This window comes from Marinimicrobium sp. (genome assembly GCF_002695945.1).
Classification (GTDB): domain Bacteria; phylum Pseudomonadota; class Gammaproteobacteria; order Pseudomonadales; family Cellvibrionaceae; genus Marinimicrobium; species Marinimicrobium koreense.
This window is the reverse complement of record NZ_NZQP01000021.1, coordinates 1-16,140: the sequence shown is the minus strand read 5'-3', so window position 1 is coordinate 16,140 and position 16,140 is coordinate 1. Positions and strand designations below refer to the sequence as shown.

12 protein-coding genes and 2 pseudogenes are annotated in these 16,140 nt (G+C 60.2%); 13 read left to right on the top strand and 1 reads right to left on the bottom strand.

The genetic code is table 11. From position 1 onward, the window contains the following. The first annotated feature begins 87 nt into the window (after positions 1 to 87). From pilG to CMG77_RS03950, 10 genes and pseudogenes are all read left to right on the top strand, one after another. A complete protein-coding gene (pilG, locus tag CMG77_RS03990; RefSeq protein WP_286903650.1) occupies positions 88 to 483 on the top strand; it encodes a twitching motility response regulator PilG in 396 nt (131 codons plus the stop codon). Between the two features lie 116 nt (positions 484 to 599). Continuing rightward, positions 600 to 962: a twitching motility response regulator PilH gene (pilH, locus tag CMG77_RS03985; protein ID WP_286903649.1), complete on the top strand. Its 363-nt coding sequence runs from the start codon at positions 600 to 602 to the stop codon at positions 960 to 962. Between the two features lie 36 nt (positions 963 to 998). Then, entirely contained in the window at positions 999 to 1,541 is a 543-nt protein-coding gene (locus CMG77_RS03980; protein WP_286903648.1) for a chemotaxis protein CheW, read from the top strand. Positions 1,542 to 1,652: 111 nt separating this feature from the next. Then, positions 1,653 to 3,917, top strand: a complete 2,265-nt coding sequence (locus CMG77_RS03975) for a methyl-accepting chemotaxis protein (protein ID WP_286875617.1) — start codon at positions 1,653 to 1,655, stop codon at positions 3,915 to 3,917. 58 nt (positions 3,918 to 3,975) lie between these two features. Continuing rightward, positions 3,976 to 4,839, top strand: a complete 864-nt coding sequence (locus CMG77_RS03970; protein WP_286903647.1) for a CheR family methyltransferase — start codon at positions 3,976 to 3,978, stop codon at positions 4,837 to 4,839. A 3-nt stretch (positions 4,840 to 4,842) separates the two neighbouring features. Continuing rightward, positions 4,843 to 6,525: pseudogene (locus CMG77_RS16095) on the top strand (FimL-related protein); the annotation flags it as partial. A 408-nt stretch (positions 6,526 to 6,933) separates the two neighbouring features. Then, positions 6,934 to 10,935 (top strand): annotated as a pseudogene (locus CMG77_RS03965) (Hpt domain-containing protein); the annotation flags it as partial. 2 nt (positions 10,936 to 10,937) lie between these two features. Beyond that, the gene (locus tag CMG77_RS03960) at positions 10,938 to 11,909 is read left to right on the top strand and encodes a chemotaxis protein CheB (protein WP_286807567.1); all 972 of its coding nucleotides are present in this window, start codon (positions 10,938 to 10,940) and stop codon (positions 11,907 to 11,909) included. After that, positions 11,887 to 12,375, top strand: coding sequence for a chemotaxis protein CheW (locus CMG77_RS03955; protein WP_024461420.1), 489 nt, complete (start codon positions 11,887 to 11,889; stop codon positions 12,373 to 12,375). Before CMG77_RS03960 ends, CMG77_RS03955 begins: the two co-directional genes overlap by 23 nt. Positions 12,376 to 12,453: 78 nt before the next feature. Further along, on the top strand, positions 12,454 to 13,053 hold the full coding sequence (locus CMG77_RS03950) for a hypothetical protein (RefSeq protein WP_286807565.1): 600 nt from the start codon (positions 12,454 to 12,456) through the stop codon (positions 13,051 to 13,053). A gap of 19 nt (positions 13,054 to 13,072) precedes the next feature. On the opposite strand, the gene CMG77_RS03945 is transcribed toward CMG77_RS03950, so the two are convergent. Continuing rightward, entirely contained in the window at positions 13,073 to 13,807 is a 735-nt protein-coding gene (locus CMG77_RS03945; protein ID WP_286807564.1) for a 16S rRNA (uracil(1498)-N(3))-methyltransferase, read from the bottom strand. 148 nt (positions 13,808 to 13,955) lie between these two features. On the opposite strand from CMG77_RS03945, the gene hisB reads away from it, so the two are divergent. The 3 genes from hisB (at position 13,956) to hisA (ending at position 16,072) form a co-directional block, all read left to right on the top strand. Beyond that, entirely contained in the window at positions 13,956 to 14,549 is a 594-nt protein-coding gene (gene hisB / locus CMG77_RS03940) for an imidazoleglycerol-phosphate dehydratase HisB (protein ID WP_024461417.1), read from the top strand. Between the two features lie 3 nt (positions 14,550 to 14,552). Beyond that, positions 14,553 to 15,203 (top strand): imidazole glycerol phosphate synthase subunit HisH, encoded by a 651-nt coding sequence (gene hisH, locus CMG77_RS03935; protein ID WP_286807563.1) that lies wholly within the window; start codon positions 14,553 to 14,555, stop codon positions 15,201 to 15,203. A 131-nt stretch (positions 15,204 to 15,334) separates the two neighbouring features. After that, on the top strand, positions 15,335 to 16,072 hold the full coding sequence (gene hisA, locus CMG77_RS03930; protein WP_286806826.1) for a 1-(5-phosphoribosyl)-5-[(5-phosphoribosylamino)methylideneamino]imidazole-4-carboxamide isomerase: 738 nt from the start codon (positions 15,335 to 15,337) through the stop codon (positions 16,070 to 16,072). Positions 16,073 to 16,140 lie beyond the last annotated feature (68 nt).

Sequence of the window (16,140 nt, the reverse complement as noted above, 5' to 3'; positions counted from 1 at the left end):
GGCAAACATAACAANGACTGCAGTGCTGAACCGTCCGATNGNCTCGGGCGTNNAGGCGATGCGGCAACGAGGCTAAGGTCAGAAAGTATGGACGTAAGTTTGGAAAGCCTGAAAGTCATGGTGATCGACGACAGTAAAACGATCCGTCGAACCGCCGAAACCCTGCTCAAAAAAGCCGGCTGCACGGTGGTGACGGCGACGGATGGTTTTGATGCTCTGGCCAAAATCGCCGACACCCGCCCGGACATCATTTTCGTCGACATCATGATGCCNCGTCTNGANGGCTATCAGACCTGCGCACTGATCAAAAATAACAGCGACTTCAAGCGCACCCCGGTGATNATGCTNTCCAGNAAGGACGGTCTGTTCGACAAGGCCAAAGGCCGTATTGTCGGTTCNGATCAGTACCTGACCAAGCCATTCAGCAAAAGNGAGCTGNTGGGCGCCATCGAAGCNCATGTGAAGCAAGCNGAAGCATCNTGAATANNTGGCGCNACAGNTGCGCTGACGATCTCGGGCGAGGCNGCGCCATCGGTACGGCATCGCCTGAATAACGACAACAATGTAATTTATAACTGACTNATCAATTTGGGGATACTATGGCCAGAGTACTTATCATCGACGACTCTCCCACCGAAATTTACAAATTGAGCTCCATGCTGGAAAAGCAGGGNCANGAAGCCCTGACGGCAGAAACCGGTGAGGCCGGTATNTCNCTGGCCAAGAAAGAGCTGCCCGATGTGGTNTTGATGGATATTGTCATGCCCGGCTTGAACGGATTCCAGGCCACCCGCCAGCTCACCAAAGCACCGGAAACCGCTCATATTCCGGTTATTATCGTGACCACCAAAGATCAGCAGACCGACCGGGTCTGGGGAATGCGCCANGGCGCTCGGGACTTTCTGGTCAAGCCGGTGACCGCGGAGACCCTCAACGCCGCCATCGCCAAAGTGACTCAGTAAGAAGGATGACCGGACACAACGAGACAGGCGGTAACCATGTCTGATTCCCAGACAGCCTTTGACTCCCTGGTAGACTTGGCTCAACGCAGTCGCAGTGCGGCGCGGGGTCTGCCGGCACAACTCGATATCCGCCCCCACTGGAGTGGCATCGGGTTCATGTTGATGGGGCAGCGCTTTGCCGTACCGATGGGCGAAATTTCGGAAATGCTGGAGATCCCACCTTATACCCACCTTCCCGGCGTTCAGTCCTGGGTGCGCGGTGTCGCCAACGTTCGCGGCCGCTTGCTGCCGCTGTTTGATCTCGCAGCATTCTTCGGAGCCCAACTGAGCGGAGGGCGCAAGCAGCGGCGGGTGTTGGTGCTGGAGACCGAGGCTCTGTACAGCGGGCTGATGGTGGATCAGGTATTTGGCATGCAGCATTTCCCCACGGATGAATATCAGGCCGAGTCCGGCCCCGTCGATGCGGTTATTCAGCCCTTCACCGAGGGTAGCTTTGAACATNANGGACAGCGCTGGACCGTCTTTCGCCCGGCGTTTCTGGCGCAGGATCCGCGCTTTATCAATGCCGCCCGCAGCTAGTTGACCGGGGGCGGTCATCAGGGTTGTCCGAGGTCAATGAGTCCCGGTCGATCATAATTATCACAATCAGGAACAACAATAAGGCGTCACGTCACCTTCAGGAGTGCTTACATGAAAACCGAGTCCAGAAACCTGTTTGCCAACGTCCGGGCGAACCCGGCGATGGTTGTACTGGTGGTCTTGCTGATCGGCTTTCTGGTTTTGATCCCCGTCACCTACGTCATGGTGCAGCAGGGCTTGGAACGAGACCAGGAATACCTGCAGCAGGCCGCTGAATTGCGCGCCCAGTCCTACCGTCTGACGGCCCTGTCACGGGACGCCATTGAAGGTGATGAAGAAGCGTTTGATGAGCTGGGGCAGGTCGTCTCGACCATGGGGGCCACGTGGGACTCTTTGCGCTCCAGTGATCCGCGCACCCGCTCGCAGTTGAGCCGCGAGTTCAACGCCTACGCTCAAGTCTGGAACAGTGTGCAGGAAGACGCCAACACCATTCTGACCAACCGCGATACCATCGTCTTCCTGAACGAGGTGGGTCGGACCCTGAACGACTCGCTGCCGGAGCTTCAGGCGGAGCACAACAACATCGTGGAAATTCTGCTTGAGAATGACGCACCGCCGGAGCAGGTGTCCCAGGCGCAGATGCAGAGCTGGCGTGCCGAGCGTATCGGTCGAAATGTGGACAAAATGCTCCGTGGTGACGCCGACGCCTCGCGCGCGGCGGATCAGTTCAACCTGGATGCCAACATCTACGGTCGGGTACTGACGGCGATGCAGGAAGGTGATGTGGCCATGCGCATCACTCAGATTACCGACGAAGAGGCGCAGGAGTCGCTGACCGAAATTGCCTCGTTGTTTGATTTTGTTAACAGCTCGATTCAGGAAATTTTCGAAGGCTCGCCCGCTCTGCTTGATGCGTTACAGGCCAACGAAGCGCTGCTCGACAGCACCCCAATGCTGCTTGAAACGGTTTCCGATATTTCGGACCGGATTGCCGAGCAGGCACCGCTGCGCCAGCCCAACAACCTGACCATTCTGGCCCTGGCCATTGCGGCCGCCTTGTGCTTGGCGGTCATCGGTATTCTGCTGCTGCGCAGCACTCGCCGTCGTCTGAGTGAAACCGCCGAAACCAACGAACGGAACCAGAACGCGATTCTGCGACTGCTGGACGAACTGGCCGACCTGGCCGACGGTGACCTGACCACTACCGCCACGGTAACCGAAGACTTTACCGGCGCGATTGCCGACTCGATCAACTTCACGATTGACCAGTTGCGGATTCTGGTGGCCCGAATCAACGAAACGGCGGTGAACGTATCCGCCGCGGCCCAGGAAACCCAGCAGACCGCTCTGCACCTGGCCGAAGCCTCCGAGCACCAGGCCCAGGAAATCGCCGGCGCCTCGGCGGCGGTAAACGAGATGGCGGTGACTATTGATCAGGTATCCGCCAACGCCGCCGAATCGGCCGCGGTAGCGGAGCGAGCGGTATCCATTGCGACCAACGGCGCCAAGGTGGTACAGAACACCATCAACGGCATGGACACCATTCGTGAGCAGATTCAGGATACCTCGAAGCGGATCAAGCGACTGGGTGAATCCTCCCAGGAGATTGGTGACATCGTATCGTTGATTAACGACATTGCCGACCAGACCAACATTCTGGCTTTGAACGCCGCGATTCAGGCCTCTATGGCCGGTGACGCGGGCCGCGGCTTCGCGGTGGTTGCGGACGAAGTGCAGCGACTGGCAGAACGTTCAGCCGCTGCGACCAAGCAGATTGAAGCCCTGGTTAAAACCATTCAGAACGATACCAACGAAGCGGTTATCTCGATGGAGCAGACTACCTCGGAAGTGGTCCGCGGTGCTCGCCTGGCGCAGGACGCCGGTGTGGCTCTGGAAGAGATTGAGACGGTATCCAACAACCTGGCGGAACTGATTCAGAACATTTCGAACGCTGCCCGTCAGCAGGCCTCTTCGGCCGGCCACATTTCCAACACGATGAACGTGATTCAGGAAATTACCACCCAGACCTCCGCCGGTACCAGCGCGACCGCCCAGTCGATTGGTAACCTGGCCGAGATGGCGCTGGATCTGCGCGAATCGGTAGCCGGTTTCAAACTGCCGGAGGAAGAGTCGGACGAAGCGCCCATCGGGTATCGCGAAAGTGCACCGGCGGCCCAGAGCGATGACGATGCGTTTGCAGATCTGAACGATGAGGCGGACAGCATTGAGAGCTTCGATTTCCCGGAAGAAGGTGAAAGCCTGGCGGACGTCGATGAATCCGACGTTATCGAGCTGGATGATCAGGTGTTGCCGGACGATGAGGGCGACTCGGAAGATCGTCACGAGAAGCCCCGTTCCGATCGCGAACTGGTGTAATCACTAGCACCGCCCGGTCGCGTCCCGGGCGGTGGCACTCAAGGCCTAGAGAAACCTTATGGTTTGGTCCCTGCAAGCGCCGACTGACTTGTCCGAAAGCCAGTTTGTTCAATGGAGCAAACTGCTGGAGGAGCGCACGGGTATTCAACTGTCGACCCAGCAGAAAACCCTGCTGCAGTCGCAGGTGGCCATCCGTATGCGTGAGCTGGGCTGTGAGGATTACAATCAGTACTTTCACGATGTCACAGACGGCCTGACCGGCCTGATGGAGTGGTCCGTTCTGGTGGATCGGCTTACGGTCAAAGAAACCAGTTTTTTCCGGCACCGTCCCTCCCTTGAATACGTACGCCGGTTTCTGCAACACCGGATCGACAATCGCCAATTGGATAACAGCTTCGATATCTGGAGCGTGGGCTGTGCCAGCGGTGAGGAACCCTACTCATTGGCGATGGTCGCCAATGACTGTTTCGAGCTGGCCAACCTCGCCCCCTATTACGGCATTACCGCCACAGACATCAGCCAGTCGGCACTCAATCAGGCCCGTCGGGCGCGTTACCCACAGCGTAAGCTTGAGCCACTGTACCCCGAGGAAGTTCAGCGTTATCTGACGCGAACGGATGACGGGCAATTCGAGGTGGCCGGAAAATTGCGCGATCGTGTCTGTTTCAGTCAGGGCAATATCACCCGCATCCGGACCATGCCCGTGATCAAAATGGACGTCATTTTCTGTCAGAACCTGCTGGTCTANTTNCGTCGCTGGTTGCGNCGGGANATCCTCAACGCGTTTGCGGACCGCCTCAAACCGGGCGGCGTGTTGATTATCGGACTGGGGGAAGCCGTGGACTGGGAACACCCGGAACTGCGCCGCGTGGTAGGCGATGAAGTGCAAGCCTATGTTCGCGAAGAGCGACAAAAACAATGAGGAATGCTCCGCATGTCAGACAGCCGTAACTTTGCTGCCTTGGATTGGGTGGTTCATGAAATTACCGACACCCTGAAAGAGGCTCGCGATGCTCTGGAATCCTACGTGGAGAATCCAAAGGATGAGGCGCGCCTGCGTTTTTGCCTGACTCACATCCATCAGGTGCACGGCAGCCTGCAGATGGTGGAGTTNTACGGNGCGGCCATGATGGCTGAGGAGATGGAAAANCTCGCTCAGGCCATGATCAATGACAGNGTNGCCAACACNGCCGAAGCNCAGGAAGTGTTGATGCGGGCCATCCTGCAGTTTCCGATCTATCTCGAAAAGGTCAAAACCTCCCGTCGTGACAACCCGGTTATTGTCCTGCCGCTACTCAATGATCTACGCGCGGTGCGGGGCGAAAGCCTGCTGACCGAGACCAAACTGTTCAGCCCCTATCTNGGCCCCGCCCGGGAAGTGTCCGGCGAGCGCNTGCCGCTGTTGGCCAACGACGCCCAGTTCAAAGATACCGTGCGCAAACTGCGCCAGATGTATCAGTATGCGGCNGCGGGNTTTATCCGGGGCGTNAATCCNGATGAAAATCTGGCNTACCTGAAAAAGGTNTTTGANCGGCTGCACAANCTGACCCGGGGGACNCCCCGNCAGTCGCTCTGGCATATCGGTCTGGCGCTGGTGGAAGCGCTGGANATGGATGCCATCGAGTCCAGTGTNTCNATCAAAAACCTGCTGCGGCANNTGGACCGGGANCTCAAACAACTGCTCGCCCACGGAACCAAAGTGTTGGCTGCCCCGGCGGATGANCAGCTGCTCAANAACCTGTTGTACTACGTGGCCCGNTCGGGCAAGCACTCNCCGGGCTTTGCCAGTGGCTCCCANTTGCAGGTGATTTACGANCGCTACGAGCTTGAGCGCGCNTTGCCGGAAGGCCGTGANAGCGGTGAAGACGGCGANGCGGCGCAGGACCTGTTGTCCGCCCCGGATGCGGAGGCNATGAGTTCGGTGGTCACCGCACTNAAAGGCGAGCTGGACGCGGTCAAAGAGGCGCTGGANGTCNNCCTGTCNGATATGGANCGGAANCAGGCGCTGGAAGAGGCTCTGCCGGTCATCAANCGCGTGGCNGACACCATGGCGGTGCTNGGCATCGGTGANNTGCGCAAGCAGGTNCTCGAGCAGGGCGCGGCGATTGAACTGGTCGTGAANTCTGACAGCGACCTGGGCGATGATCANTTGATGGCGCTGGCCGGNAANGTACTGGATATCGAGTACGGGCTGGACTCNCTGGTGGCCAACGCCGGNCGGGACGCNAACCCGGCACGGGANCAGGCGGATCTCAACCTCTCCCGCGCGCAGGAATCGGTGTTGCGTGAATCACGCAGTGGCCTGGAGCAGGCCAAGGATGCCATNGTCGAGTACATTGCCTCNCAGTGGGATCGCTCGCACCTTCAGCCGGTACCGGTGACNCTGCGNGAAATTCGCGGCGGNCTGGACATGATTCCCCTGCCCCGGCCGGCCCGGATTATTGGCGCCTGTGCACGGTTTGTGGAAGAGCANNNGCTTGAGGGNGAGGTCNCNCCCGANTGGAATCGGCTGGATACCCTGGCCGANGCCATTACCAGCGTTGANTACTANCTGGANCGCTTCAATAGCGAGCACGCCGAGGAAAACGACCTGTTGTTGGGGGTTGCCGAAGAGAGCGTGGCCCAACTGGGTTACGCCGTGACGCCTTCCCANTCGCTCCAGCAGGCGGCNAAGGCNGCNGCCGAAAAAGACGCCCCGGTGGTNGAGGAGTCGCCCGAAGACGATTCCGACATCGAGTTGGCGGCAGAGGAAGACACCGCCGCTCTGAGCGCCGCCTATGAATCGGCGATTGGCGCCGGAGAAAGCAATGACCCGGAGACGCTGCTGGACGAGCCGGAGGATGCATCGCCAGAAGAAGACGGGTCCACAGACCCGTCGTCTCCGGATGACACCTCAGACGGTTATTCGGTCGATGCTCTGGAGGCCGAAGTGGCCGCCGCCGATGCCAGCGAGCCGGAGCCCGAAGCCAATAGTGTCGATGCCTCGGCCTCGGACGACGATGACGAACACGAAGTTGATGAAGAAATCCTGGAAATCTTCATCGAGGAGGCCGGCGAGGTCAGTGAAGCGATTGCCGAACACTTCCCCCGTTGGGCCCAGAATTTTGCCGACCAGGAATCTCTGACCGAATTCCGGCGCGCTTTCCATACCCTGAAGGGCAGTGGCCGTATGGTTGGGGCGACCGATATTGGCGAGCTCGCCTGGGCGATCGAGAACATGCTCAACCGCGTGCTGGACGGCACCATCCAACCCGGTGATCATCACGTCGCCGTTATCGAGAAAGTCCGCAGCCTGCTGCCGGACATGATCGAGGCATTCCGCACCGGTCAGCCGAACCCCCACCCGAGCCTTACGCAGGCGTGCGAGCAGTACGCGGCCGCCCTGTCAAAAGGTGAGGAGCCCAGTGTTTCTATCGGCGAGCCGACGACACCGGCGAAGGAGAGCGTAGACCCCTACGCGGAACTGCTGGATCAGCCCGCCAGTGCTGAGTCGATTGAACGGCCCCAAGGGGCGGAGCAGGACGACGATGACGACCGCGACACCCAGCTGTGGGAAATTTTTGGCGTGGAAGCGCTGACCCACCTGCAGGTCGTGGATCACTACATCCAGGAAATGGAAGACGTTTCGCCGCTGTTTACCCCGCCGAGCGATGCCACTCAGCGAGCGCTGCATACCCTCAAGGGTAGCGCCCATATGGCCAACATTACTCCGATTGCGGAGTTGGCCACGCCGCTGGAGCGGTTTGTCAAAGAGCTGCGCACCTACCAAGTGAATATCAACGAGGATATTCTGCAACTGCTGCGTGACGCGGTGGACTACACGACCCACGCCCTGGCCGATATCGAGCAGGGCCAACCGGTGGAAATTCCCCGTCTGGGGCAGTTCCAGGCGCGGGTCGCAGAGCTTCGAGAGATTTTTGTAGCGCCGCTCGTGCGGCAGCAGGAAGCCCAGGCGGAAGGTCAGAAAGCGATTGATCCCGAGCTGCTGGCGATCTTCATGGCCGAAGAAATGAATCTGCTGCTCGATGCGGATCAAACCATCGAGAACTGGCGCCAGCACCCCGAAGATCTCGCACAGCTTGAGCCGCTGCAGACCGAACTGGCCACCCTGACCAATGGCGCGCTTCACGCCAACCTGCCGCCCATGGCGGAGTTGGGCGACAAGCTGCACCGGATCTACGCCGGCATTCAGCAGGGGTATATTCCCTGCGACGATGCCCTGTGTCAGCAGCTNATTGACGCGCATATGGCACTGCTGGANCTGGTGGATGCCGTTGCGGTTGGACAGAACCTTGAACCGNCCCCCGANGCCGTTCAGGCCCCTCTGGATCGCCTGCTGGAAAACCTGCCGCCCGACGACGNCACCGATGCCCAGCCAGAGGCAACCAGCGTTGATGAAGAGCCTTCAACCGCTGGCGAAGAAGTCTCCGCGATTGCAGAAGAGCCCTCAGCGGTTGCTGAAATGCCCTCAGCGGATAGCGAAAATGCCTCAGCATTTGCGGAAGACTCTTCAGCCGCTGCAGAAGAGTCTCCAGCGGTCGAAGAAGAACCCTCAGAGCCCGCTGCGCCGGCGGTGGAGTCGACGCAGGATCAGGCGGCTGATGCCGACGACGATGAGGTGGACGAGGAAATCCTGGAAATCTTCCTGGAAGAAGCTGATGACCTCATGGAAGATATCGACCGCGCACTGACCGAGTGGCAGGAAGACTGGAGCAATCCGGATCTGCCCGAAGAACTCAAACGCTCTCTGCATACCCTGAAGGGCGGTGCTCGACTGTCCGGTATTACCGACGTGGGCGATCTGGCNCACGATTTCGAGACCCTGCTCATCGGTATGCGCGAGCGCGACACCATTGACCGGGCCTTCTTCCAGCGTCTGACGGACTTCCAGGATAAGATTCANGCCGGGGTCGCCNGNGTGCGCTCGCAGATGGCCGGTGATGCCCCCGACGAGGCGGTCGAGCCGCCTCCGCCCAGCGCCACCGCGCCTCAGTCCGGTGGCCCGGTTCCGGTCACCCGGGACCCNGAAACGGGCAATGTGGTGCCGTTCACACCCAAGCCCAAACCCGGCAATACCGCCACATCGGCTCCGGTACCGCCCAGCGGTGGCGCCATCAGTGCGTCCGGGGGCGGCAATGGCGGCGCCCAGGTTCAGCATCTGGCGGCCCGTCGCAGTGGTCCTCAGGAAGTGGTCCGGGTGTCCGCCGAGTTGTTGGAAGAGCTGGTTAACCTGGCCGGTGAAACNTCCATTACCCGGGGNCGNATCGAGGAGCAGGTGGGTGATCTGGGACTGGCCATCGATGANATGGACTCGACCATTGTGCGTCTGCAGGAGCAGTTGCGCCGNCTCGATATNGAAACCGAAGCCCAGGTGATTTTCCGTCAGGANCAGATGGAAGCGCACGAGGAATTCGACCCGCTGGAAATGGACCGCTACTCCCAGTTACAGCAGTTGTCGCGTTCGCTGATGGAGTCCGCCTCGGATCTGCTCGACCTGAAAAACACCCTATCGGACAAGAATCGCGATACCGAAACCCTGTTGCTCCAGCAGTCACGGATCAATACCGATCTGCAGGAAGGGCTGATGCGCTCGCGCATGGTGCCTTTCTCCCGGCTGGTGCCGCGCCTGCGCCGGATTGTCCGTCAGGCGGCTACCGAACTGGGCAAGGATGTGGAATTCGAGCTGGATAATGTCGAGGGNGAACTGGACCGCTCGGTACTGGAGCGGATGGTGGCGCCTCTTGAGCACATGTTGCGCAACGCCGTGGACCACGGTATCGAAACCGCCGACGAACGCACCGCGGCGGGCAAGCCTGCGGCGGGGCGGATCATGCTCAGTCTGGCCCGCGAGGGCGGCGATGTGGTGTTGCGCCTGGCCGACGATGGCCGGGGCATTAACCTCGAGCGGGTACGCGCCAAAGCCGTCGAGCGCGGCCTGATGACCGAGGGTGCCCAGCTCAGTGACCGGGATATCATGCAGTTCATTCTCCATGCCGGTTTCAGTACTGCCGACAAGGTAACCCAGATATCCGGCCGTGGGGTCGGTATGGATGTGGTCCACTCCGAGATCAAACAGCTCGGTGGCTCCATGTTCATCAACTCTGAATCNGGTCACGGGTCGGAGTTTATCGTCCGCCTGCCGTTCACCGTGTCGGTGAACCGCGCCCTCATGATTCAGATTGGCGACGACTACTACGCGGTTCCGCTCAACACTATCGAAGGTATTGTGCGCGTCAGCCCCTTTGAGCTGGAACACTATTACTCCGATGAGAGTGCGCGCTTCGAATACGCGGGTGAGGAGTATCAGGTCCGTTATCTGGGCACGATGCTCGACAGCGATGCCCGTCCGAAGCTCGATGGTCAGTCTCTGCCACTGCCGGTGGTGCTGGTACGCAGCGCNGAACATACCGTGGCACTGCAGGTTGATCGCCTGCTGGGCAGCAGTGAAATTGTGGTGAAAACCCTGGGCATGCAGTTCAGTTCGGTCAGCGGGGTGTCCGGCGCCACGGTCATGGGTGACGGTAGCGTGGTGGTGATTCTCGATCCCCACGCCCTCATGCGTGAAAAGCTGGCGCTGGGCATGCCCAATGCCACCCTGCTGGAGCCGGCCGAGACGCCCTACGGACGCGATGATGAACAGGAAAAAGTGGTCATGGTGGTGGATGATTCCGTGACCGTGCGCAAAGTCACCGGTCGCTTCCTGGAGCGCGAGGGCTTCCGGGTCATTACCGCCAAAGATGGTGCCGAAGCACTGCTTACGCTCCAGGACCATATCCCAGATGTCATGCTACTGGATATCGAAATGCCGCGCATGGACGGCTTCGAAGTGGCCAGCAATATGCGCAGTAGCTCGCGGCTGAAGGACATCCCGATCATCATGATTACCTCCCGTACCGGGGAAAAACACCGGGAGCGGGCCTTCAATATCGGTGTGGACAAATACATGGGCAAGCCCTACCAGGAGGAGCTGCTGCTCAATAACATCCGCGAGCTTCTGGAAAAAGCGCAGGCGCATTGACCGTGACGGGCTTGCGAATTGGTTTGCTGGTCGATAGCCCGCTCAAGCGTCAGTACCTGGCCCTGAGCGCGCGCGAGGCGGGCCACGAGCTGGTGGCCTCGCTCATGCTTGATCAGTGCCAAATGGACGGCCCGACCCCGGACAGCGCCGATGCCTGGGTGGTGGATGTGGCACTCGATCCGGACGCCGAGCCACCCGAGCCGGTACAGGCGCTCCTTGAGCACAGCGATGCACCGCTGATCATCAGCGACAGCAGTGAATACCGGCCCGGTAGTGAGGAACACAACGCCTGGCTCAAGCGTACCCTGGCGAAGTTGCGGCAGTTGGCGGGGGATATCAACCTGCAGCGGGTGCCCCGGGCCAAGGCGCTGTGGGTCCTGGCCGCCTCAACCGGTGGCCCGGCGGCGGTGAAGGATTTTCTGTCGTCACTGCCCCCGGGGCTGGGCGTCGCTTTCATCTACGTGCAGCACATTGATACCAGTTACACCGGCACCCTGGTGCGCATGATGAGCCAGAGTCCGTACCCGGCGGCCCTGGCCAGCGATGGCGCGGTGATACAGGCCAACCAGCTATTGATCGTGACGGCCTGTGAGCGGGTGGACCTGTTGGACAATGGCACTGTGGCCATTGCCGATGAGCCCTGGGGTGGCCCCTATGCCCCTTCGGTGGACCAACTGGTGGCGAACGCCGCCCGGGTCTACGGCGAACAACTGGGGTTGATTGTTTTTACCGGGATGGGAAATGATGGCGCGGCGGCCTGCCGGCTGGTGCGTCAGCGCGGGGGCAAGGTCTGGGCCCAGACGCCCCAGAGCTGTACCAGCGCCTCCATGCCCGATGCCGCCCTGGCGACCGGTGCGGTCGAGTTGACCGGCACCCCCGGGGAATTGGCGAACCGCCTGAGTGCCCACTGCCGCGCTTCAGCGCAAACACTGATTGAGGAAGTCCGACCCTATGAAAGCCCCGCAGCTCACTGAAACGCCGGAAGTCCGGGAAGTGGCCAGTCTGTTGATTCCCCTGCAGGGTCAGACCCTGCTGGTACCCAACGTCTCGGTAGCGGAGATTGTCCCGGTCGGTCAGATAGATCATGTACCGGGCGCTCCAGACTGGTATCTGGGCGACTATCATTGGCGGGATCTGACCATCCCCCTGGCCTCCTTCGAGTGCCTCAATGGCCAGCCTCGTCCCACCCCGGGGAACTATGCCCGGGTAGCCGTGTTCAATACCACCGGGGTGAGTGAACATATTCACTTTGTGGCTCTTATTGCTCAGGGCTTGCCGCGCTTGGCCCGTGTGACCCCGGAAGAGCTGCAGGTGCGCGATGCCTCGCCCACCAACCCCTACGAGCTGATGCAGGTCAGCTGGGCGGGGGAAGACGCGGTCATTCCCGATGTGCCCGGTCTCGAGCAGCGCGTCCTGGACTATCTGAAAACCCGCGTCTGAAGACTCGGGTCGACCAACAACCAGACTGTACCCATCAGACGGTATCGATAAGGAGCCGCCTCGCGGAGAAACTGACGGATGAAAACCCATACCCTGACGGCCGGCATCACCACGATGCTGGCCACAATCCTCATCGGCTGCGGCGGTGAGCGCGAAGAAGCTTTCAACCCCTCCGAGCCTGAAGAAATTCGCGACCCGGTCGCGGTCAGCTTTGTGTACGAAAACAGCACTACCGACCGGAACAACACCGGGTTTCCCGCGACGGATGTCGACAGTCGGCGCATCGAGATCATTCGCGACCTGGAAGACTACGAATTTCTGATCGACGCCTACCGGGATATCGATGATTTCGTGGTGGCCCCGGATTTTGAGGCCGGGCAGGTGATTCTGTATGACAGCGGTTGGTTCGACGACAGCGAGTGTGCGCAACAACTGAACCTGAACCGGGTTCGCGCGTTCAGCATTACCGAGGATGAAAACGTCGTTGAAGTGGTGTTCAACTACCGCCTCAGCGAGGCGGACGAAGACGCCATTTGCGATGACGAGATTCCCTTCCGTACCTGGGAGTTCCACTATGTCGAGTCCCGTGCGGACCTGATTGTGGTCGAGGAAGTGGACGGCCTCAGTTCCGATTCGGCCTCTTCCAGCTCGTCGTCCTCTTCCTCTAGCAGTCTGTAAAACCGCGCTGGTGGTGGCCTCAGCGCCAATCTCCCCAGAGGTACTGCGCCAGGCTGATGGCCGCTACCGGGGCGGTTTCGGTGCGCATTACTCTGGGGCCGAGCGTCAGGGGTTCACAACCGAATGCCCGAGCCTGCTCGATCTCCTCTTCCGATAGCCCCCCTTCCGGTCCCACCAGGAGACTCACGTGAGTGAGCGCTTCTTGGGCCGGGAGCCCTTTGCTGTCGCGGTGATGAAGGACAAATCGGCGAGTGCCGGCGGTCCGCTCGGCGGCCAGCCAGTCCGCCAGCGCCTGAGGTTGCGCCAGGGTGGGCAAACGGTTTCGCTGGCACTGCTCGCAGGCGCTGATGATCACCTGACGCCAGTGTTCCCACTTCTTCTCGAGTCGATCGCCCTTGAGTTTCACTTCCGTGCGTTCGGTAAACAGCGGCGTGATTCGGGTGGCGCCCAGCTCGGTGGCTTTCTGGATCACCCAGTCCATCCGGTCCCCCCGAGACAGGCCAATGGCCAGCTCCAGATCCAGGGGCGACTCCCGATCCTCGGCGGTAAAGGCGTCCAGTGTGGCCTCGACGGTTTTTTTACCCAACTCGGTCAGAGTGGCGGTAAACTCACCGCCCTGACCGTTAAACAGAATCAGTTCCCGCCCCGGCGTCATGCGCAGTACTTTGGCCAGGTGGCGGGAGGGCGCCTCTTCAAGAGTCACGGTGGATCCGGCCTGCAGGGGCTGGTCGGTAAACACCCGGGGGACACGCATGGCGAACTCCAGATCAAAAACCGGCAGTTTAGCAAACTTGCTCCCTGAACCAGATGCTTTCATTGCCCCTGTCGGGGGCTTTCACCATGACAGCAGTGGGGCACTGGCGGTATAATTCCGCTTTTGCTTCCCGGTCTCTGGAGATCCTATGGCCAACCGTCGCGCCCAAGTCAATCGCAATACCCTGGAAACCAAAATCAGCGTCAGCCTGGATCTGGACGGTGAAGGGAAGGGCGTGTTCGACACTGGAGTGCCATTCCTGGAGCACATGATGGACCAGATCGCCCGCCACGGCATGATCGATCTGGACATCACCTGCGATGGCGACACCCATATCGATGACCACCACACGGTGGAAGACATTGGTATCACCTTGGGGCAGGCGGTGGCCAAGGCCGTGGGGGACAAAAAAGGCATCCGCCGCTATGGCCACGCCTATGTTCCCCTGGACGAAGCGCTGTCGCGGGTGGTGATCGACTTTTCCGGTCGTCCCGGTCTGATGATGGACATTCCGTTCACTCAGAAGCGCATCGGCAAGTTCGATACTGAACTGTTTTCCGAATTTTTCCACGGTTTCGTCAACCACGCCCAGGTGACCCTGCACATCGATAACCTGCGCGGTCACAATGCCCACCACCAGATCGAGACGGTGTTCAAGGCTTTTGGCCGGGCACTGCGGATGGCGCTGGAGGAAGACCCCCGCATGGCGGGCGTGATGCCCTCCACCAAGGGCAGCCTGTAAGTTATGAGTAGCCAACAGATAGCGGTCATCGATTACGGCATGGGCAATCTCCACTCGGTGGCCAGTGCACTGGAGCACGTCGCACCTGAAGCCGAGGTACTGGTCACCAGTGATCCGGCCCAGGTGAGCGCCGCCGACCGGGTGTTGTTCCCCGGGGTAGGCGCCATTCGCGATTGCATGGCGGAAATCAAGCGCCTGAAATTTGATGAACTGCTGCGCGAGCAGGTCGCCAGCGGCAAGCCCGTGCTGGGCGTCTGCGTCGGCATGCAGGCGCTGATGGACCGCAGCGAAGAGAACGGTGGCGTAGACTGCATCGGTCTGCTGCCGGGGAAGGTGCGCTACTTTGGCGCCGACCTGAAAGACGCCGACGGCCAACGCCTGAAGGTGCCCCACATGGGCTGGAACCAGGTCCACCACACTCACCACCCGCTCTGGGCGGGCATCGAGCAGGACGCGCGCTTTTACTTCGTGCACAGCTTCTATGTGGAGGCCGGCAACCCCGAGCAGGTGGCCGGCACCTGCGACTATGGCACCACCTTCGCGGCGGCGCTGACCCAGGACAACCTGTTTGCCGTGCAATTCCACCCGGAGAAAAGCCATACGGCCGGGTTGCAGTTGTTGCGCAATTTTGTGGATTGGAATGGCAAGCCCTGACTTTTGGTAACGGCGGATGCGGCCTTCGGCCTTATCCGCCCTACCTAAGTTTCCGTAGGGCGGATAAGGCCGAAGGCCGCATCCGCCGTAAAGAATGTCCCTCGAAACTGAATGACTGGACCCACAACCAAATGCTGATTATCCCCGCCATTGATTTGAAAGACGGCCAATGCGTACGACTGCGCCAGGGCCTGATGGACGACTCCACCGTATTCTCTGACGACCCGGTCGCCATGGCCAAACGCTGGGTTGCCGCCGGTTGCCGCCGGTTGCACCTGGTGGACCTGAACGGCGCCTTTGAGGGCAAACCGGTCAACGGCGAGGTGGTGACGGCCATCGCCCGAGCCTACCCGGACCTGCCGATCCAGATCGGCGGCGGTATCCGCAGCGCCGAGACGATCGAGCATTACCTGCAGGCGGGCGTCCAGTATGTGATTATCGGCACCAAGGCGGTGAAGGAACCGGAGTTTGTGACCGAGATGTGCCGCCGTTTTCCGGGGCATATCATTGTCGGTCTGGATGCCAAAGACGGTCTGGTGGCGACGGATGGTTGGGCCGAGGTGTCTGAGGTGAAGGCGACGGATCTGGCGAAGCGTTTTGAGAAAGATGGCGTCAGTGCGATTGTCTACACGGATATTGCCCGCGACGGTATGATGCAGGGCGTGAATGTGGAGCAGACGCTGGCGATGGCGAACGCTTCGAGCATTCCGGTGATCGCCTCTGGCGGTATTACCAATATGGATGATATCAAGGCGTTGCGTCAGGTATCCGATCAGGGCATTACCGGAGCGATTACCGGCCGGGCGATTTATGAAGGCTCGCTGGATGTGGCTGAAGCCCAGGCTTATTGTGATTCGGCTGGGTCCTAATCGTAACGTCCGACTTGGTGCTTGTCAGGTCGTCCGGGCGGAGGCAGGGTAAACCCTTCGGAGACCCG

Excerpts from the sequence above, each read along its gene's own strand:
- CMG77_RS03975 (WP_286875617.1), top strand. The coding sequence starts at position 1,653 with ATGAAAACCGAGTCCAGAAACCTGTTTGCCAACGTCCGGGCGAACCCG.
- CMG77_RS03955 (WP_024461420.1), top strand. The coding sequence starts at position 11,887 with ATGAAAGCCCCGCAGCTCACTGAAACGCCGGAAGTCCGGGAAGTGGCC.
- CMG77_RS03950 (WP_286807565.1), top strand. The coding sequence starts at position 12,454 with ATGAAAACCCATACCCTGACGGCCGGCATCACCACGATGCTGGCCACA.
- CMG77_RS03945 (WP_286807564.1), bottom strand. The coding sequence starts at position 13,807 with ATGCGTGTCCCCCGGGTGTTTACCGACCAGCCCCTGCAGGCCGGATCC.
- hisB (WP_024461417.1), top strand. The coding sequence starts at position 13,956 with ATGGCCAACCGTCGCGCCCAAGTCAATCGCAATACCCTGGAAACCAAA.
- hisH (WP_286807563.1), top strand. The coding sequence starts at position 14,553 with ATGAGTAGCCAACAGATAGCGGTCATCGATTACGGCATGGGCAATCTC.
- hisA (WP_286806826.1), top strand. The coding sequence starts at position 15,335 with ATGCTGATTATCCCCGCCATTGATTTGAAAGACGGCCAATGCGTACGA.